Genomic DNA, 18,541 nt, shown 5'->3' with positions numbered 1-18,541 from the left:
GTGTACCATATGCCGACATTTCCTATCAAAACAGTACGAACCTAAAAACATTTACATAAAATAAAAAAACGTCCCTGCTAGAGACGCTTTTTATTCTACGGAGAAGATGAACGGATAAAGGGTCTGTTTTCCATCGACGATGTCCAATTCGACATCCGGATATTGTTCCTCGATCCATCCGCTAATGGCATCGACCTCTTCTTCCGTTACCCCTTCGCCATAAATCATTGTCACAATTTCAGTTTCATCATCCATCAGTTCGGATAATAAGTTCCGGGCAGCCTCCGATTTATCTTTCATCGATGCAATAATTTTTCCGTCGGCAATTGCCATATAATCATCTTTGTGTATTTCGATGCCGTCAATGGTCGTATCTCTGACAGCAAATGTAATTTGGCCAGTTTTCACTCCGGCCATCGCTTCTGTCATAGCTTCTTTATTCTCTTCCACGGAAGCCTCTGGATTGAATGCAAGAATCGCTGCCATTCCTTGCGGTATTGTTTTTGAAGGTACAACCGCAGCTTCAATATCCAACAGCTCTGCCGCCTGTTCTGCTGCCATGATAATATTTTTATTGTTCGGCAATATGATTACTTTTTCCGCTCCGATTTCTTTTACCGCTTTTACAATATCTTCCGTAGAAGGGTTCATCGTTTGGCCGCCTTCGATGACATAAGACGCTCCGATGCTTTTCAGCATGTTGCTGATCCCCTCGCCCATCGCTACGGCCACAACCGCATAAGGATGCTTCTCGCCCGCTTTGTTTTCCGCTTTTGTTTTTTCAGGGGCATTGACAATGGCGGAATGTTGTTCGCGCATATTATCCACTTTGATTTTAATTAAGCTGCCGTATTTTTGGCCTTCGTTTAAAACGACTCCAGGTGTTTCAGTATGAATATGTACTTTTACAATTTCGTCATCTGAAACAACGAGCAATGAATCCCCGAGCTTGCTCAATTCTTCCCGGAATCTCGCTTCATAAAAAGGCTCTTTTCCCGATTCAAAGCGGACCATGATTTCTGTGCAATAGCCGTATTTGATATCCTCCGTGCTCATAAACTCCTGGGCCCGATGATGTTCCGCTTTTACCAGCTCTTCCAAATTATCGACTTTCTTCGATTTTTCCGGCAGTGATTCTCCTTTTAATGCCGCCAAAAATCCTTCATAAATAATGACTAATCCTTGGCCTCCGCTGTCTACCACCCCGACTTCCTTCAGTACAGGGAGCAATTCTGGAGTGCGCTCCAAGGATTTTCTTGCTTCTTCTACAATCGCTTCCATCACTTTCACGATATCGTCTTCATGCGTTGCCACTTCGACCCCTTTTGCTGCCGCTTCCCGGGCAACCGTTAAAATCGTGCCTTCCACCGGTTTCATCACCGCTTTATATGCAGTGTCAACTCCCGCTTGAAAGGCTTGGGCAAATTGTTTCGCATCGATTTCGCTTTCTTTTTCCAAATATTTCCCAAACCCACGGAACAGTTGGGATAAAATGACTCCGGAGTTGCCGCGTGCTCCCATCAATAACCCTTTTGCTAAACTTTGGGCAGTTTTCCCGATATGCTGCTGGGCGTTTGCCTGTGTTTCTTTCGCACCGGATATCATGGACAGGTTCATGTTCGTCCCGGTATCTCCGTCCGGCACTGGAAATACGTTTAAAGAATCTACAAAATCTGCATTTTGAGTCAGATGGTACGATCCCATTTGGACCATCTCTGCAAATTTTGCTCCGTCTAACAACTTCATTTCGTTTAAGTTCCTCCTCTATTCACCGTTCATTACGCGGACGCCTTGAACAAAAATATTGACTGACTTTACGTTCAATCCTAATGTTTTATTGATCGTGTATTTTACTTTTGATTGAACTTGATAAGCTACTTCAGAGATTTTCGTGCCATAGCTGACAATAATATACATATCGATGTGAAGATCTTCTCCTTCTTGACGAACGATTACACCTTTTGCATAATTTTCTTTTCTCAGTATTTCCGTCAAACCGTCGCGAATTTGATGTTTGCTCGCCATCCCAACAACGCCGTAGCATTCTGTCGCCGCTCCACCTGCAATTTGGGCGATCACGTCATTGGAAATGTCGATTTGGCCATAATCGTTTCTGATTTCGATTGACATGGTACTGCCCCCTTGGCTCATTTTAACTAAATTAATTGTACTACACAAAATTTGATTATAAAAGAAAACGTTGAAACCCGTCCAGCTGATTACAACTTTCCAACACTTTTGTCAATGTTTTGGGAGAAATTATGTTTTTTTATGGAATTTCCTTTTTCTTCCCTTAATTTATCTCTGTAAAGGATTTTTTCTTGAATCCTTTTCCGAAAAGAGTTGCATAGATTTATTGTCTATGTTAAATTATTATGGTATGTGAATACTCGAACTGAGGAATATTTCAGATTGATTTTATAAGGAGGTTCTTTCGATGCCAAAAAGATGTTACGTTACTGGCCGTAAAACTCGTACAGGCAATAAACGTTCTCACGCAATGAACGCCAACAAACGTACTTGGAAACCAAATCTTCAAAAAGTACGCATTTTGGTTGACGGCAAACCGAAACGTGTCTGGGTATCAGCTCGTGCTTTAAAATCAGGTAAAGTAGAGCGTGTATAATTGAATGGTTGGTTGAAAAGTGTAAGTAAAGCCGGCTTTTCCCGCTTTATTTACACTTTTTTATTCAAAAAAATACCACCCTGCTGATTGGGTGGCCGTCTGCAAAGTATAAAATCGATGATGCCAAAATAAAGACAAAAAGAAAATTACTCTTTTTTCTTTTTCTTTCTATTGCTGCCTGAAAATAAATTAATGCAAGAGCGGGTGAGATTGCTTAAAAACTTTGGCAATTGGAAAGTATAAACTCGCACCTGTGAACCCTCCTTATAAGTCACTGCTTCTTATCATTAAACATATGCCTGATGAAAAAGAGATATAACCTTCCTCGCCTACCAGCTCGTTGCTGGTAAACCTGCTTGACCCCACTTCGATTCTTTCTGCGGTCGTCTCATATTTCACTCCGCGCAATGTTACGTTTTCCACCGCTTGTTCAAAGGAAAAGAATGATAAATATCGATATTGGTCATTCTTTACAATCTTATGCTTGCCGGGAAGCAACATGCTAATTTCGTTATGTCTATTAATAATTTTATGTTCAATGTGGGGATAATGTGATTTCATATGATAGAGGGAACGTACGGCCGCTTCAAAATGGTCGAGGCGTCCCCCCGTTACCCCGGTAACCAATATTTCTTTCGGATTATAAGTTATGGCTTTCAGCAGTGCCAGATCGGTATCGGTTTCATCTTTTTCCGCCCGGTGCTTTTCAATTTTTTTTACTTTCCTGCGAATCAATTCCCACTCTTCTTCAGACAGCGAATCAAAATCTCCGATGATCTCATGGGGAACGATGCCTTCTTCAAGGAGATAAAGGGCGCCCCGGTCCGCTCCGATAAAATACATTCCTTTTTCTTTTTTAAATCCTTCAAAGGAACACAATTCATATTTGGGACCGCCGGCGCAAATCAAAATTTTATTTTTTGTCAAACCGCACTCTCACCACTCATTTTAATTGCTTGTAATGCAGCTTTCCGGTCTTTTTTATTGTAAATGGCGGAACCTGCAACAAAAATCGTCGCTCCCGCCTTTGCGCACGGAACAACCGTTTCTTCCGTAATTCCCCCGTCCACTTCAATTTCTACATCATATCCCTTTTCTTTAATGAGGTTGGAGAGGGCTTCTATTTTTGGAACGACGCTGTCAATGAACTTTTGTCCGCCAAAACCGGGATTTACGGTCATTAACAATACAAAATCCACATCTCCCAGCACGTGTTGGATCATTTCGATTGGAGTATGGGGATTTAATACCACCCCAGGCTTTACTCCAAAGGAGCGGATCAATTGAATGGTGCGATGCAAATGTGGACAAGCTTCCACATGTACGGATATCCAATCCGCACCCGCTTTTGCAAAAACTTCGATGTATTGATCGGGATTCTCGATCATTAAATGCACATCCAGCGGCAATGCAGTCACCGGTCGCAGGGCTTCGACAACAATCGGCCCCATTGTGATGTTCGGAACGAAATGCCCGTCCATCACATCAATATGAATGAGATCTGCCCCCGCTTCTTCCACTTCTTTTACTTCTTCTACCAACTTTGAAAAATTTGCTGATAGTATTGATGGAGCAATTTTAATCATGATTAATACCTCGGCTTTCGATCAATGATTTCTTGTAAAAATTCAAGGTAATGTTCATAACGGAACTTTTGGATGTCTCCATATTCCACCGCCAATTTTACTGCGCATTTCGGTTCTTTCAAATGAAGGCATCCGCGGAATTTGCATTCATCTTTTCTTCTTTCAAATTCAGGAAAACATGCGGTCAGCTCTTCTTTTTCGATATGATCAAAATCGAGGGAACTGAATCCCGGCGTATCCGCGACAAGTCCTCCGGCCACTTCGATCAATTCCACATGGCGCGTTGTATGTTTGCCCCTCCCGAGGCTGTAGGAAATTTCCCCCGTTTTTAAATTAAGCTCAGGAATTAAAGTGTTTAATAAAGTGGACTTTCCGACACCGGATTGTCCAGCTAAAACCGTCGTTTTTCCTTTCAGCAAAGGTTCCAGTTTTCCATATAGTTCCGGATCGTTTTTGTAAGTACCGATCACTTCATATCCTATTTCCCGATATATTTTCATATATTCTTTGATTTCCGCTGTTTCATCTTCCGAAAGCAAATCCATTTTGGATAAACAAATAATCGGATTGATCCGGTGAGATTCCAATACTACTAAAAACCGGTCCAATAATATAAGATTAAAATCCGGCTCTTTGACTGAGAAAACGAGCAATGCTTGGTCAACATTTGCAATTGGCGGACGGACCAGCGCGTTTTTTCTGGGAAAAATTTTTTTGATGACCCCATCGGATCCTTCTTTTTCAATTGCATATTCTACAAAATCGCCGACGAGAGGTTGTTCCCCCCGTTTCCGGAAAACCCCTCGTCCGCGGCATCTATAGACTTTTCCCTCGTCGTATACATAGTAGTATCCGCTTAATGCTTTCCGAATTTGACCATTTGGCATCCCATTCCTCCCTATTCTACTCTGTCGTACGGTATTGTTTTTTCTTCAATGACAATGGAATCTTTTTCAATTCGGTATGCCGCAGTTGAACCTTCCTGGATCACCAATTGAATTTGGTAAGTCTTATCTTCCGTGATTGTAAATTCATCATAAGGCTTCGCCATTGTATTGTTTTTGTCCTGAATGAAGATTCGTACCTTTTGCTCTTTTCCCATCAGCGCATGATCATAAGGGATGGTAACATTAGTTACATATAATTTTTCCAGTTTTTGTTTAGGCCCCTTTGAAATGGTTACATTAATTGTTCCGCCAATTTCCAATTTCGTATTTGGTTTCGGATCTTGAGAAACGACGCTTCCTGCCGGAATATCATCCGAGTACACCTCTTCAACGATTTTAATTTTAAAACCGGTATTCTTTTCATATTCCCGCATCGCTGATTGATTAAAGCCGGTTAAATCGGCCACCGTGCCAATTTGTTTGCCTTTGCTTACCGTCAAAGTGACAACCGTCTCTTCCGGCACCACCTCTTCGCCCGGTTCAGGATCCTGGCCGATGATGGTTCCTTCCGGCTGACTGGAATATTCTTCTATCACTTTGACGTCTTTAAATTGGTCCTCAAGGATGGAAAGCGCCTGAGTTAATTGTTTTCCTATATAATCTTTCATTTCCAGCTTTTCGGAACCGATGGATACGATTAAATCGATTTTCGTCCCTTTCACCCTTGTCAAACCGGCTTTCGGATCCGTTTCAATGACCAATCCTTCTTCAATTTCATCGGAATTCTTTTCCCGTATCTCACCGACAACAAATCCGGCCTTTTCAAGGGTTTCAGTCGCTTCTTCGACTTCCATATTCGATACATCCGGAATTTCCGCTTTATCCGGCAAAATCAGATTGATGAGCACGATGAAACCGATGATGAAAAGTAGTGCTGCAGCTCCTATAATTGACCATAATTTTTTTCTTTTTTTCTTTTGTTTATTTGTTTTTTTCTCTTCGCTGCCGTTTTTTATTATTTTACTATCTGAATCGCGATTTTTTGAAATGGACGGTTTTATTTCTTTTGTGTTTGCCATTTCATCAATCGGCATTGGCCCCTTTATGATTGGAAAAGCTTTTGTTTCTTCGTTGTCTATAGGAGGGCGGAATTTCGGTTCATTTTGCCTTGAAGGTGACAAAACGGTTTCTAGATCCTCCGCCATTTCATCTACCGAAGCATACCGGTGATCCGGATTTTTCGCTGTCGCTTTTAAAATGACATTTTCCAAACTTTGCGGGATGGATGCATCGAAATCACGGACAGACGGAATTTCTGCCTGCAAATGTTTCAAGGCGATGGAAACGGGAGATTCGCCGGAAAAAGGCACTTCACCTGTAAGGAGTTCATACAATACGATTCCTAATGCATAAATATCGGATTTTTTCGTCGCCACTCCTCCGCGTGCCTGTTCCGGAGATAAATAATGGACTGTGCCGATGACGGAATTCGTCTTTGTATAACTGGTAGCAGCCAGGGAAGTGGCAATTCCGAAATCCGTTATTTTCACATTGCCCTCTTCATCCATTAAAATATTTTGCGGCTTGATATCCCGATGGATGATATGATTTTCATGGGCATGGCTGATGGCGCTCGTCAATTGCTTCATGATTTGGACGCTTCGAGCAGGGGAAAGGGGAGCATTTTCTTTTATGTACTGCTTCAGCGTTTTTCCTTTTACATACTCCATTACGATATAATGCATGTCTCCGTCTTCGCCGACATCATAAATACTGACGATGTTCGGATGGGTCAAACTTGTTGCAGACAACGCTTCCCTTTGAAACCGGCGCATGCTTTCTTCTTCATTCGATGAATCATATCGCAAAACTTTAATTGCCACATCCCTGTTCAAGATCAGGTCATGTGCCAGATAGACATTGCTCATGCCCCCGCCGCCAATATGTTTGATGATTTTATAGCGGTCGTTAATGCGTTTCCCTTCCAGCATAGGTTACACCTCCTCTTCCGTCATCATCAGCAAAATCAAGGATATATTGTCTTCCCCTCCGCTATCATTCGCAAGCTGTACAAGTTTTCTTCCCTTTTCGGCAATCGGCATCGGATAGGTGATAATGGCGGCCATTTCATCCGTTGAAATTTTATTGCTTAAGCCGTCCGAGCAAATTAGAAGATAAGAATATTCTTTTAATGTCAATTCATAGAAATCCGGCTCGATGGTCGGCTCCGTTCCCAATGCTTTGACGATTAAATTCTTTTGCGGATGATTTTGCGCCTCTTCTTCGCTGATTTCTCCGCTATCGACCAATATGTTAACGTACGAATGATCCCTTGTTATCAAATCAACACTGTTGGAGGTAAAATGATATACCCGGCTGTCGCCAATATGGCCGATCAGGCAATGATTTTTGTCGATCAGCACCGCTATGAAAGTCGTTCCCATGCCTTTGCAATGTTCATTTTCCAATGAATAGTTATAGATTTTTTCATTGATGTTGGCGATGGACTCTTCCATCCATTGGCGCTTTTCTTCTATGCTGGGATTTTGAAATTCCTTTTGCAGAAAATAATTTGTCATCTCCTGGATAGCCATTTCGCTGGCGACATCACCGGCGTTATGACCGCCCATGCCATCGGCGAGCAACGCCAGTTTCAATGAATCGGGGCGCTCCAAAAATGCTGCCCGATCTTCATTGATGACTCTTTTTCTCCCGACATCACTTTCCACAGTAAACTTCACATTTGTCACCTCGTCTCGTGAACTCTCTCTTTCGCCCGTAATTGTCCACACGCCGCATCAATGTCGGAACCATGTTCCCTGCGGATAGTTACATTGATGCCCTTCTTTTTTAACGCTCTTTCAAAAGCAAAAATTTGGTTTCTCGGTGTACGCACATAATTCCGTTCCGGCACATAGTTTACCGGTATCAGATTGACATGGCATTTGATTCCTTTTATGAGATTTGCCAATTCTTCCGCATGCTCGATGGAATCGTTCACTCCTCCAAACAATCCATATTCAAAAGTGACTCGGCGGCCCGTTTTTTCCGTATAGTAGCGAATCGCTTCCATCAATTGATCCAGCTTGTAAGCACGGGCGATTGGCATCAACCGCTCCCGCAGTTCCTGATTTGGAGCGTGCAGTGATAAAGCAAAATTGATTTGGAGTTTTTCATCGGCAAACTGGTAAATTTTAGGGATGATACCTGAAGTGGATACGGTAATATGACGGGCGCCAATGTTCAGTCCCTTTTCATGATTAATCACCCGTAAAAATTTCATCAGCGCATCAAAGTTATCGAAAGGTTCGCCGATTCCCATCACCACTACATGGGATACCCTTTCACCCGCTTCATCCAATGCCTGTTGCACTTTGACCACCTGCTCCACAATTTCTCCGGCAAGCAGATGTCTTTTCAGACCGCCAAGCGTGGATGCGCAGAAGGTGCAGCCGATTCGGCACCCCACCTGCGATGTGACACAGACGGAATTTCCATAATCATGGCGCATTAAAACCGTTTCAATGGAGTAGTTGTCCTGCAGTTCAAATAAAAATTTTATTGTGCCATCTTTTGACTCCTGTTTTACGATGGTGGAAAGCGTTGACAGCGCAAAGCGTTCTTTTAACTTCTCACGCAATTGCTTCGGCAAATTGGTCATTTCATCAAAGGTTTTTACCCTCTTATTGTATAGCCAGTCATAAATTTGCGCTGCCCGGAAAGGCTTCTCCCCCTGTTCCTGCAACCACTCTTTCAATTCATCCAAGGTAAAGGTATAGATGGATTCTTTTAAGTTTGAATTTTCTTTTTTCTTGCGCTTCTCGGGTGTATTGATATGCTCGACCAATTCATTAATCCGTTTATTCAAAATATCGCTGTTCATTCTTGATTGGGATTCTCCTTTATTATTGAACTTTTGTAAATGCGGCAATGAAGAAACCGTCACTGCCAAAATCCTGAGGAAAGATTTGCAGCATGCCTTCTTGCTGTTTTTCCTTTAGCATTTCCGGCAGATGCCGAATCGGTTCAAGTTTCATCTCCGGGTGGGACGATAAAAATGCCTGAACTGTTCCCTCATTTTCTATTTTGTTTACGGTACATGTACTATAGACCAATCTTCCTCCGGGCTTTAATAGTTTGAACGCATTCTTTAGCAAATCCAATTGCAATTCATGCAAACGTTCAAAATCTTCTTCCCTTTTTGTATATTTAATATCCGGTTTTCGACGGATTACCCCGAGCCCCGAGCATGGAGCATCTACCAGTATCGCATCGAATGATTCCGGCTGAAGCTGTTCCCCTGCTTTTCTTCCGTCCAATGGCACCGTTTCAACAATATGGATGCCAAGCCGGGCACAGCTTTCTTCAATTAAAGCCAATTTATGGGGATGAAGATCTGCCGCGAGAATCGACCCATTATTTTTCATGATTTCCGCCAATTGGGTCGTTTTTCCTCCGGGAGCTGCGCACATATCAAACACTCTCTCACCCGGTTTTGGATTCAGTACGATGGCAGGAACCATCGAACTTTCATCCTGAATGGTAATGAGGCCATTTCGAAATGCCTCGGTTCTCGCAGCTTGGCCGTTTAAAAGAACGAGACATTCCGGAATCACTTGGCTCCGCTCTGCCCGGACCCCTTCTTTTGCCAACAGCGCAATTACTTCTTCAGCTGTAGCTTTCAATGTATTCACGCGGACGGTTTGCTTCGGGGGAAGATTGTTCGCTTTTAGCATAGCCGCTGCGGTATCCAATCCATATGATTCAACCCATAATTCCACAATCCAACGGGGATGGCTTGTTTCAATGGCAATCCGGTCAATCGGATCTTTGATCTTTTCAAGGGAAGGAATCCCCATCCTTAAGATGGATCTCAAAATGCCGTTCACCATCGAAGCAATGCCTTTATGTCCGCGTCTTTTGGCGATTTCCACCGCTTCATTGACAATGGCATGTTCAGGAATTTTTGTTAAATAGGCAATTTGATAAACCGATAATCGAAGCAGCCATCGGACCCAAGGATCGACTTTTCCGCGGATGAACGGCTCCAAATAATAATCCAGGGCATATTTATATTGCAGCGTTCCATAGGTCAACTCCGTCAGCAAAGCACGGTCTTTCGCTCCAATTTGATATTTATTGATGGTTTGATTTAACAACAGGTTGGAATAGGCCTGATTTTGATCCACCGCCAACAGGATGCTGAGCGCTGCATCCCTGACATTGCCGTTCCAAACTGGATTTTTCTTCTTCCTGTTTCTCATTCAAAGAAATCCCCAATCTGCAATTTTGAACCTACACCGCGCAAATAGTCTTCCGCTGACATGCGTTTTTTCCCTGCAGGCTGCAATTCCAGGATTTTAAGGGTTCCTTCTCCGGCGGCTACTTCAAAATAATCCTTTTCAATTTTGACAACTTCCCCGGGGCGGCCTTCCGTTTTTGAACCGCCAACTTGGGCCCACCAAATTTTTACAATATCCCCTTTATAGGTTGTATAGGCAACAGGCCATGGTTGAAGGCCTCGCACTTGATTGTAGATTTCCCGGGCGCTTTTTGACCAATCGATCCGTTCCTGTTCCCTTGTGATATTGTGAGCATAAGTCGCTTTGCTTTCATCTTGGGGGATGCGGTCATTTGTGCCGGCAATGATGCTTGGAAGCGTATCTTTCAATAAATCTCTTCCCAACAGGCTGAGCTTTTCAAATAAAATGCCGGTGTGGTCCGTCTTTTCAATTGGGATTTCCCTTTGGGAGATGATATCCCCTGCATCCAATTTTTCCGCCATATACATAATGGTTACGCCCGTTTTCTCTTCCCCATCCATAATCGCCTGGTGAATCGGGGCTCCTCCCCGGTATTTTGGCAATAGCGATGCATGTACATTAATGCAGCCCAATCTGGGCGCTTCCAGCAATTCTTTCGGCAAAATCTGGCCGAATGCGGCAGTTACGATTAAATCCGGCTGTAAATTGATAATTTCTTTTAATTCTTCCGAACCTTTCAATTTCTCCGGCTGAAGCACCTTCAACCCCAGTCGGAGCGCTTCTTCCTTTACGGGAGGAGGAGTAAGGACGCGCTTTCTTCCAACAGGACGGTCCGGTTGGGTTACAACTGCGGCAATGTCATATCCTTCTTCATGTAGCATGCGCAAAATCGGTACAGAAAAATCCGGTGTTCCCATAAATACGATTTTGGTCATATTTATTCTTCCTCCTCCTCAAGCATCTCTTCCAATTCTTCTTCTGCATAAGCACGGATAATTTTAGAATTGAATAAGATTCCATCTAAGTGATCGATTTCATGCAAAATGCAGCGGGCGTCATAATCCTCCGCTTCCAACTGGTAAATTCGTCCGTATCGATCATAGGCTTCAATTTTGACATAGGAAGGCCTTTCCACTTCTCCGTAAAGACCAGGAAAACTCAAACAGCCTTCAATATCTACGGAAGACCCCTCTGTTTCAATCACCGTCGGATTAATCATTTCAATTAATGTGCGTTCTTCCCCCAGCTCAGCGATGGCAATGCGGAGCGGAACATTCACTTGAGGGGCGGCAAGGCCCATTCCGTCATATTCCGTCATCGTTTCATACATATCATCCAATAAGGCAATGATTTCCTCATTGATTTCCGTCACTTCTTCGCAGGGCTGCGACAATATCTTCGCGGGGTGTTTCACAATTTCTCTGATCATGGTTAACCTCTTTCTATATATCTATATCATTGTTGGATTCAAATCGATTGTTAAAGTAATTCCCTTTTTCATCCAGTCAGTTCGATAAATTTTCATTAATTGTAAAAAAGTTGGAATTAAATTTGGTTCTATTTTGTATTTTATCAGACATTGATAGCGATATCTATTTTGCAGACGGACAATGCCTGCCGTCGTCGGCCCGATAATGGAGGCATTGAATGACAGCCGGGAACGAAGATAATCGGCGCACTTTTTTGCGTATTCCGCAGACACGAGCAAATCTTCATGGGAAACTTGAACGAGGGCAATATAATAATATGGCGGATAATCCGCTTCATGGCGCATCAGCATTTCCCTCTCATAAAAAGGTTCATATTGCTGAGCTTTTGCAAATTGGATGGCATAATGTTCCGGTGAGTATGTCTGAATAATGACTTCCCCGGGTTTTTCCGCCCTCCCCGCCCGGCCGCTGACTTGGGTCAACAGCTGAAAGGTGCGTTCCGCCGCGCGGAAATCGGGCAAATGCAAAGAAGTATCCGCGCTTAACACGCCGACAAGGGTGATGTTCGGAAAATCCAATCCTTTTGCGATCATTTGGGTTCCAAGCAAAATATCCGCCTTGCCTGCTCCAAAATCCTCCAAAATCCGTTCATGGGCGCCTTTCCGTTTGGTCGTATCAACATCCATCCGGAGTACCCTCGCACCCGGAAAAAGTTTTGTCAATTCCTCTTCCACTTTCTGAGTGCCGGTGCCAAAATACCGTATATGGTCGCTTCCGCATAGTGGACAAATTGCGGGAACCGGCTGCTCATAACCGCAATAATGGCATTTCAGCTTCTCGTTATACCGATGATAGGTCAAGGAAATATCGCAATTTTCACACTGCATCACCGTTCCGCAGTCCCGGCACAGCACAAAGGAGGAGTAGCCTCTCCGGTTGAGGAACAGAACAATTTGTTCATTCTTTTCCAACCGCCCGCGGATCGCCTCGGCCAATTTTTCGGAAAACATGGTACGGTTTCCCTTTTTCAATTCTTTCCGCATATCCACAATTTCCACCGAAGGAAGGGATTGTTTCAACGCCCTTTCCTTCAGCGTCAATAATTTATAAACGTTCTTTCTGGCCCTGGCATAGGATTCCAAACTTGGAGTGGCGCTGCCCAAAATCACCGGGCAACGATGATATTTGCTTCTCCAGATGGCCACATCCCTTGCATGGTATCTAGGGGAATCCTCCTGCTTATAAGAAGTTTCATGCTCCTCATCAATGATGATCAGCCCGACATTCTCAAAAGGGGCAAAAACGGCCGAACGGGCACCAACGACCACCTTCACTTTCCGATGGTGGACTTTCCGCCATTCATCGAACTTTTCTCCGATGGAAAGCCCGCTGTGCATTACCGCGACAAGCTCGCCAAATCTTGAACGGAAACGGTTTGTCATTTGTGGGGTCAGGGAAATTTCCGGCACAAGGACAATAGCTTCTTTCCCTTGCTGGATGCAATGCTGGATGGCCTGCAAGTACACTTCCGTTTTCCCGCTTCCCGTCACGCCATGCAACAAAAAGGTTTCGGGGGAATGGTTGTCCATCGCATCCACAATGGGCTGCAGGGCTTTTTCCTGCTCCTCTGTCAGCGTAAAAAAGTCTGTTTTCCCGACATCCTTTTTAAATGGATTGCGATAGACTTCTTCCATAACAAATTCGGCCGCACCGTGCCCGATGACCGCTTGCAGCACTTGCGGGGAACTATCGGTTTTGCGATAAATCACTTCCGGTTCGATGATTTCCCCCGCATGCTGCTGCATCCATAAAAGCAGCTGTTTTTGTTTTTTCGCACGGTTTGACAGGTTTTCATAAACCTTTTGAAGAAAATCTTTGTCTTCGGAAATTTTTACTTTGCGGATCTCCTTGATCGTTCCTTTTTGTTTGACAACAGTTTCAATGGAAACCCATTTCTCCTTTAACGCTTTCTTCAAAGGAATCAATAAATTTTGTTTTTCAAGCTCTTTATAATTCGCTTTTGTCGTCCGCCGAAAGACTGTGCGCAGCGGTTCTTCCAAATTTTCGGCATCGGTCTCCAGAACGACCATTTTTTCATATTTTGCCCTTAACGCCGATGGAATCATCACTTGCAGACAATCAATTTCGTAGGAAATCGTTTCATTTTTCATCCATTTTGCCAATTCCATCATTTCTTTCGTTAATACCGGTTCAATATCAAGCAATGAGGAAACGGGTTTCAATTTATCCGGCGGCACATCCGTATCATTTTTGATCCCCACGACAAAGCCAAGAATATTTCGCGCACCAAATGGAACTTTTACCCGGCATCCGCATTCAATCAATTCTTCCATCTCATCAGGAATTAGATAGTCAAAAGGCCGATCGACAGGGTATGCGGATACGTCCACGATCACTTCTGCAATTTTCATTGTTTCCCTTCGCTTTCAAAAAAGTGAATGACTAATTCCGTAATTTTTTCAGGTTCTTCCAAGCGGCCTTTCCCAACGTATCCACATGCCAGGTACCCCTCGGACGGTTCAATAAAACCATAGCCGTCTTCATAGAGCCGGGCGATATTGCGTTTTACAGCAGGATGGTCATACATATGAACATTCATGGCCGGTGCAATCCATACGGGACATGTCGCGGCAAGCAGAGTGGTTGTGAGCATATCATCCGCGATGCCGTTTGCCAGTTTCCCAATAATATTGGCTGTCGCCGGAGCAACAATGATCAGATCCGCCCAGTCCGCCAATTCGATATGGGCGATGGTGCTTGGATCTTTTTCGTCAAATGTATCAATATACACATCGTTTTTGGACATCACTTGAAAAGATAGAGGGGTTACAAATTTCATCGCGGATTCGGTCATGATGACTTTCACATTAAATCCCGCCTGGGTTAATTTGCTGACTAATGCAACCGCTTTATAAACTGCTATGCCGCCGCTGACGCCAAGTAAAATGTTTCGTTTCATCATTTTCACCCTTTCAAAGGATAAGCTCCCAAAGAAAGTTCTCCGGGAGCTGTTCGTAGTTACTTTAATCAACTTGTCTGCTATTTTTCTTCATTTTCAATCTGGATGACACCTGCAGCAATTTCTTCCAATGCTTTTCCAACCGGTTTCAAAGATTTATACTCGCTTAATTTCAAGTTTCCAAATTCCTGAATTTCACGGGCACGTTTTGCCGCTATCGTAACCAAAGTATATTTGGAATCCACTTTTTCCTTTAATACATCAATAGAAGGATAGAGCATATTCATTCTCCTTTCAACATGGATAGATATCTTTTTTCAACCCGCTCACGTCGGCAATGTTCCGCCATAATAATGGCATTTATTTTTTCGCACGCTTTTTGAATTTCGTCGTTTTCTACAACATAATCATACAATTTCATCATTTCCAGCTCTTCTTTGGCTGTTTCGATTCGCTGTTTGATCACATCTTCCGACTCTGTACCGCGTTCTATTAATCGTCTTTCCAACTCCGACAGGCTGGGTGGAGCTAGAAAAATGAAAAGAGCTTCAGGAACTTTTTCGCGGATTTGGGCCGCGCCTTGAACTTCGATTTCCAAAAATACATCGCGTCCGGCATCCAATGTGGAATTTACATAATCGAGGGGAGTGCCATAATAGTTTCCGACAAATTCGGCATATTCAAGCAGCTTTCCCTCTTTGATCATTTTCTCAAATTCTTCCCTGCTCACAAAAAAATAATCGACCCCATCCACTTCGCCTTCCCGGGGTTTTCGGGTTGTCACTGAAATGGAATATTCATAATTTGTATTCGGCTGTTTAAAAAGCTCTTTTCTTACCGTCCCTTTGCCGACACCGGAAGGGCCGGAAAGAACAATTAATAATCCGCGCTCTTTTTCCATTGTTCCCATACTACTCTCCTTAATGCTACTTTTCCACGATTATTCAATATTTTGAACTTGTTCTCTCATTTTTTCTAATATCGTTTTTGATTGTACAACGACCGGTGAAATGATGACTGATTGATTTTTTGATCCGATCGTATTAATCTCTCTTAACATTTCCTGCATGAGGAAATCCAATTTCCGGCCGATGGAATTTTCTTCCTCCAACGTTTCTTTTAATTGCTGAAAGTGACTTTCCAACCGGTCCAGTTCCTCCGATATATCAATCCGTTCAGCGAAAAGGGCAACTTCAGCAAGAATCCGGTCATCCAATTCTTCCGCATTCACAATTTCCGCCAAACGTTCCTTCAGTTTTTCCCTATATTTTTTTACGGCATCCTGTGAATGATCCCGGATAAACTTCACCTGTTGTTTTAGCTCCTCGTTATATTGCAACAACACTTGCTTCAATTCCTGCCCTTCCCGCTTCCTCATTTCCACCAATTTTTCCATCGCTTCACGGACGGCTTGTTCCATGCTTGAAGCGAGTTCTTCGGGAGTCAGTTCCTTCTTTTCATAAATCAGGGCCCCTTCCAATGAAAGGACTTCCTGCATCGAATATTGTTCATCCATCGGAAGAACTTGGCGAAGTTCATTTTTCGCATTTTTGTAGGCTTCGATCAGAGGCCAGTTAATTTTAAAATCTTTTACTTCTTCGCCGGTTAACTTTAAATTTATTAAACAATCAAATTTCCCGCGCTTTACATACTGGGAAATAATTTTTTTGGCAACGAGTTCCAACTCCAGCCACTCTTTTGGAAACTTCGTATAGATTTCTAAAAATCGGTGGTTTACCGAGCGGATTTCAACAGTCAGTTGATAATCATTCGTGGTTGTGACACCTCTGCCAAAACCAGTCATGCTACGCACCAAGGTTCGTCACACCTTTCTATGCTATGCTCCAATTATAACACATGATTAGAAAATTATAACGCTTGAATCATTATTTGTATAGAATCAATGCACTTTGGCAGAAAAATGATAAAATAATGTACATCAATGTATTAGAAAAGAGGAAGCAGTATGGCATTTGATGGATTATTTACAGTTGCAATCATCAATGAACTGAAAAAACTTGAAACCGGCCGTATTTCGAAAGTTCATCAGCCAAACGCGATGGAAGTGGTGCTGCAAATCCGCGCAAAGGGGAAAACGGAAAAACTGTTATTCTCCATTCACCCATCTTATGCCCGGGTTCACATAACAAAAGAAGCGATTGAAAATCCGCAGGAACCGCCGATGTTCTGTATGCTTTTGAGAAAGCACATTGAAGGCGGCATTATTACCCGCATTGAAAATGACAGTTTCGAGCGGGTCATCACTTTTCATATTGAAAGCAAAAATGAAATCGGCGATTTGGTCGGACGAAAATTGATCATTGAAATAATGGGAAAACACAGCAATTTGATTTTGGTTGACGGTGAAACCAATAAAATCATCGATGGTTTAAAACACTTGCCGCCTTCTGTAAATAGTTACCGGACGGTGCTTCCCGGGGTTGAATATATTCATCCGCCCGTGCAGAATAAAGTAAATCCGGAAACCGTGCCGGATGAAGTAGTTGAAGCATTCTTCTCGTCCGAAAAAACACCGCGGGAGGTGGTGGCCCATTTTGCCGGATTTTCTCCTTTCCATGCAAAAGAATTATTGCATAGGATGAAGGAAGGCCAAAAGTTGGAGGCATACCGCTCTTTCATCAAAGAAGTGACAACAGGCGCAAACCCTACATATTTGGAAGCGGAAGGCAAGCCTTATTTTTCATCGGCTGCCATTACGCATTTGACGGGAAAAACGGTACATTTTGAGGACCTGAGCTCCCTTCTCGACCGGGTGTTTTACGCCCGGGCGGAACGGGACCGGGTAAAACAGCAGGCGGGAGATTTGGAACGCTTCCTGCATAACGAAATCAACAAACTGAAAACGAAATTGAAGAAATTACATAAAGATTTGGATGAAGCTTCGAAACGGGACCAATACCAATTATATGGCGAACTACTGATGGCCAATTTATATCAATTGCGCAAGGGAATGAAAGAAGTGACCGTAACAAATTACTACAATAATGAAGAAATGACAATACCGCTCGATGAAAGGAAAACCCCGATCGAAAACGCCCAAAGCTACTATACAAAATATAACAAGGCGAAAAACGCACTGATCCGGGTGAACGAACAAATCGAGAAAACCAATGAAGAAATTGAATATTTCGAAATGCTGTTAAACCAGGTTCAGCAGGCAAGTCCGGCCGATATCGAAGAAATCAGGGAAGAACTTGCCGAACAAGGGTATTTGAAAAAACGGAACAAAAAACAAAAAAATCACAAGCAAACAAAACCATCGCCGGAAACATTCATTTCATCCACAGGCATCCCGATTTCCGTCGGCAAAAACAACAAACAGAACGACTACTTAACATTTAAACTGGCAAAAAAGAGTGATATTTGGCTTCATACAAAAAACATTCCCGGTTCCCATGTCGTCATTCATTCCGGCAATCCGGACGACACGACCTTGAAAGAAGCGGCCATCTTAAGCGCCTATTTCAGTAAAGCAAGAAATTCTTCTTCCGTCCCTGTAGACTATACCCAAATCCGCCATGTCAAAAAACCGAATGGCGCAAAACCGGGCTTCGTCATTTATTTTGAACAAAAAACTCTCTACGTCACGCCGGATGAAGAAGTTGTCTTGAAATTAAAGAAAAAAGAATGATTAAATGGAACGGAAATCCCGGTTTGCAGATGGAAATGCCGCTTTGCCGATTTCCTCTATATGAAAGCGTCACTTCCGGAAAGGTTACCGGGATTTTTGCAAAAAAAATCTCCTGA

17 protein-coding genes and 1 pseudogene are annotated in these 18,541 nt (G+C 43.1%); 2 read left to right on the top strand and 16 right to left on the bottom strand.

What is annotated here, in order from left to right; genetic code table 11:
* Positions 1–90: 90 nt before the first annotated feature.
* Positions 91–1,746, bottom strand: a complete 1,656-nt coding sequence (locus FKZ59_RS04380) for a DAK2 domain-containing protein (protein ID WP_141601526.1) — start codon at positions 1,744–1,746, stop codon at positions 91–93.
* Positions 1,747–1,764: 18 nt separating this feature from the next.
* Positions 1,765–2,130 (bottom strand): Asp23/Gls24 family envelope stress response protein, encoded by a 366-nt coding sequence (locus FKZ59_RS04375; protein WP_141601525.1) that lies wholly within the window; start codon positions 2,128–2,130, stop codon positions 1,765–1,767.
* Positions 2,131–2,437: 307 nt separating this feature from the next.
* Between FKZ59_RS04375 and rpmB the strand changes: the two genes are divergently transcribed.
* Positions 2,438–2,626, top strand: a complete 189-nt coding sequence (rpmB, locus tag FKZ59_RS04370) for a 50S ribosomal protein L28 (RefSeq protein ID WP_141601524.1) — start codon at positions 2,438–2,440, stop codon at positions 2,624–2,626.
* Positions 2,627–2,890: 264 nt separating this feature from the next.
* Here the strand turns inward: rpmB and FKZ59_RS04365 are convergent, their stop codons facing one another.
* The 14 genes and pseudogenes from FKZ59_RS04365 to FKZ59_RS04300 form a co-directional block, all read right to left on the bottom strand.
* Positions 2,891–3,553 carry a thiamine diphosphokinase gene (locus FKZ59_RS04365; RefSeq protein WP_141601523.1) on the bottom strand — a complete coding sequence of 221 codons (663 nt, stop codon included), beginning with the start codon at positions 3,551–3,553 and terminating at the stop codon, positions 2,891–2,893.
* Positions 3,550–4,212 carry a ribulose-phosphate 3-epimerase gene (rpe, locus tag FKZ59_RS04360; protein WP_141601522.1) on the bottom strand — a complete coding sequence of 221 codons (663 nt, stop codon included), beginning with the start codon at positions 4,210–4,212 and terminating at the stop codon, positions 3,550–3,552. The genes FKZ59_RS04365 and rpe overlap by 4 nt, the downstream gene beginning before the upstream one ends.
* 2 nt (positions 4,213–4,214) lie before the next feature.
* Positions 4,215–5,099, bottom strand: a complete 885-nt coding sequence (gene rsgA / locus FKZ59_RS04355) for a ribosome small subunit-dependent GTPase A (protein ID WP_141601521.1) — start codon at positions 5,097–5,099, stop codon at positions 4,215–4,217.
* Positions 5,100–5,110: 11 nt separating this feature from the next.
* Positions 5,111–7,090 carry a Stk1 family PASTA domain-containing Ser/Thr kinase gene (gene pknB / locus FKZ59_RS04350; RefSeq protein ID WP_141601520.1) on the bottom strand — a complete coding sequence of 660 codons (1,980 nt, stop codon included), beginning with the start codon at positions 7,088–7,090 and terminating at the stop codon, positions 5,111–5,113.
* A 3-nt stretch (positions 7,091–7,093) separates the two neighbouring features.
* A complete protein-coding gene (locus FKZ59_RS04345) occupies positions 7,094–7,840 on the bottom strand; it encodes a Stp1/IreP family PP2C-type Ser/Thr phosphatase (RefSeq protein ID WP_141601519.1) in 747 nt (248 codons plus the stop codon).
* 5 nt (positions 7,841–7,845) lie between these two features.
* Positions 7,846–8,982, bottom strand: coding sequence for a 23S rRNA (adenine(2503)-C(2))-methyltransferase RlmN (gene rlmN, locus FKZ59_RS04340; RefSeq protein WP_141601518.1), 1,137 nt, complete (start codon positions 8,980–8,982; stop codon positions 7,846–7,848).
* Between the two features lie 22 nt (positions 8,983–9,004).
* Complete coding sequence (rsmB, locus tag FKZ59_RS04335; protein WP_141601517.1) at positions 9,005–10,363, bottom strand: 16S rRNA (cytosine(967)-C(5))-methyltransferase RsmB; 1,359 nt, start codon at positions 10,361–10,363, stop codon at positions 9,005–9,007.
* The gene (gene fmt / locus FKZ59_RS04330) at positions 10,360–11,298 is read right to left on the bottom strand and encodes a methionyl-tRNA formyltransferase (RefSeq protein ID WP_141601516.1); all 939 of its coding nucleotides are present in this window, start codon (positions 11,296–11,298) and stop codon (positions 10,360–10,362) included. Before fmt ends, rsmB begins: the two co-directional genes overlap by 4 nt.
* Positions 11,299–11,300: 2 nt before the next feature.
* Positions 11,301–11,792 carry a peptide deformylase gene (gene def, locus FKZ59_RS04325; RefSeq protein ID WP_141601515.1) on the bottom strand — a complete coding sequence of 164 codons (492 nt, stop codon included), beginning with the start codon at positions 11,790–11,792 and terminating at the stop codon, positions 11,301–11,303.
* A gap of 21 nt (positions 11,793–11,813) precedes the next feature.
* Positions 11,814–14,225: a primosomal protein N' gene (priA, locus tag FKZ59_RS04320; RefSeq protein WP_141601514.1), complete on the bottom strand. Its 2,412-nt coding sequence runs from the start codon at positions 14,223–14,225 to the stop codon at positions 11,814–11,816.
* Positions 14,226–14,227: 2 nt separating this feature from the next.
* Positions 14,228–14,773 (bottom strand): annotated as a pseudogene (gene coaBC, locus FKZ59_RS04315) (bifunctional phosphopantothenoylcysteine decarboxylase/phosphopantothenate--cysteine ligase CoaBC); the annotation flags it as partial.
* A gap of 80 nt (positions 14,774–14,853) precedes the next feature.
* A complete protein-coding gene (rpoZ, locus tag FKZ59_RS04310) occupies positions 14,854–15,054 on the bottom strand; it encodes a DNA-directed RNA polymerase subunit omega (RefSeq protein ID WP_141601512.1) in 201 nt (66 codons plus the stop codon).
* Positions 15,055–15,056: 2 nt separating this feature from the next.
* Positions 15,057–15,674 carry a guanylate kinase gene (gmk, locus tag FKZ59_RS04305; RefSeq protein ID WP_141601627.1) on the bottom strand — a complete coding sequence of 206 codons (618 nt, stop codon included), beginning with the start codon at positions 15,672–15,674 and terminating at the stop codon, positions 15,057–15,059.
* A gap of 39 nt (positions 15,675–15,713) precedes the next feature.
* Positions 15,714–16,589 (bottom strand): YicC/YloC family endoribonuclease, encoded by an 876-nt coding sequence (locus FKZ59_RS04300; protein WP_141601511.1) that lies wholly within the window; start codon positions 16,587–16,589, stop codon positions 15,714–15,716.
* Between the two features lie 150 nt (positions 16,590–16,739).
* On the opposite strand from FKZ59_RS04300, the gene FKZ59_RS04295 reads away from it, so the two are divergent.
* Positions 16,740–18,425: an Rqc2 family fibronectin-binding protein gene (locus FKZ59_RS04295; protein ID WP_141601510.1), complete on the top strand. Its 1,686-nt coding sequence runs from the start codon at positions 16,740–16,742 to the stop codon at positions 18,423–18,425.
* Positions 18,426–18,541: the final 116 nt, after the last annotated feature.

The sequence above is a fragment of the Ureibacillus terrenus genome (genome assembly GCF_006569205.1).
Taxonomy (GTDB): domain Bacteria; phylum Bacillota; class Bacilli; order Bacillales_A; family Planococcaceae; genus Ureibacillus; species Ureibacillus terrenus.
This window is presented reverse-complemented; position numbering and strand designations above follow the sequence as displayed.

Bases quoted from the DNA above. Each gene is read 5' to 3' on its own strand.
- FKZ59_RS04380 (WP_141601526.1), bottom strand. From the start codon at position 1,746: ATGAAGTTGTTAGACGGAGCAAAATTTGCAGAGATGGTCCAAATGGGA.
- FKZ59_RS04375 (WP_141601525.1), bottom strand. From the start codon at position 2,130: ATGTCAATCGAAATCAGAAACGATTATGGCCAAATCGACATTTCCAAT.
- rpmB (WP_141601524.1), top strand. From the start codon at position 2,438: ATGCCAAAAAGATGTTACGTTACTGGCCGTAAAACTCGTACAGGCAAT.
- rpe (WP_141601522.1), bottom strand. From the start codon at position 4,212: ATGATTAAAATTGCTCCATCAATACTATCAGCAAATTTTTCAAAGTTG.
- rsgA (WP_141601521.1), bottom strand. From the start codon at position 5,099: ATGCCAAATGGTCAAATTCGGAAAGCATTAAGCGGATACTACTATGTA.
- pknB (WP_141601520.1), bottom strand. From the start codon at position 7,090: ATGCTGGAAGGGAAACGCATTAACGACCGCTATAAAATCATCAAACAT.
- rlmN (WP_141601518.1), bottom strand. From the start codon at position 8,982: ATGAACAGCGATATTTTGAATAAACGGATTAATGAATTGGTCGAGCAT.
- rsmB (WP_141601517.1), bottom strand. From the start codon at position 10,363: ATGAGAAACAGGAAGAAGAAAAATCCAGTTTGGAACGGCAATGTCAGG.
- fmt (WP_141601516.1), bottom strand. From the start codon at position 11,298: ATGACCAAAATCGTATTTATGGGAACACCGGATTTTTCTGTACCGATT.
- def (WP_141601515.1), bottom strand. From the start codon at position 11,792: ATGATCAGAGAAATTGTGAAACACCCCGCGAAGATATTGTCGCAGCCC.
- priA (WP_141601514.1), bottom strand. From the start codon at position 14,225: ATGAAAATTGCAGAAGTGATCGTGGACGTATCCGCATACCCTGTCGAT.
- rpoZ (WP_141601512.1), bottom strand. From the start codon at position 15,054: ATGCTCTATCCTTCTATTGATGTATTAAAGGAAAAAGTGGATTCCAAA.
- gmk (WP_141601627.1), bottom strand. From the start codon at position 15,674: ATGGAAAAAGAGCGCGGATTATTAATTGTTCTTTCCGGCCCTTCCGGT.
- FKZ59_RS04295 (WP_141601510.1), top strand. From the start codon at position 16,740: ATGGCATTTGATGGATTATTTACAGTTGCAATCATCAATGAACTGAAA.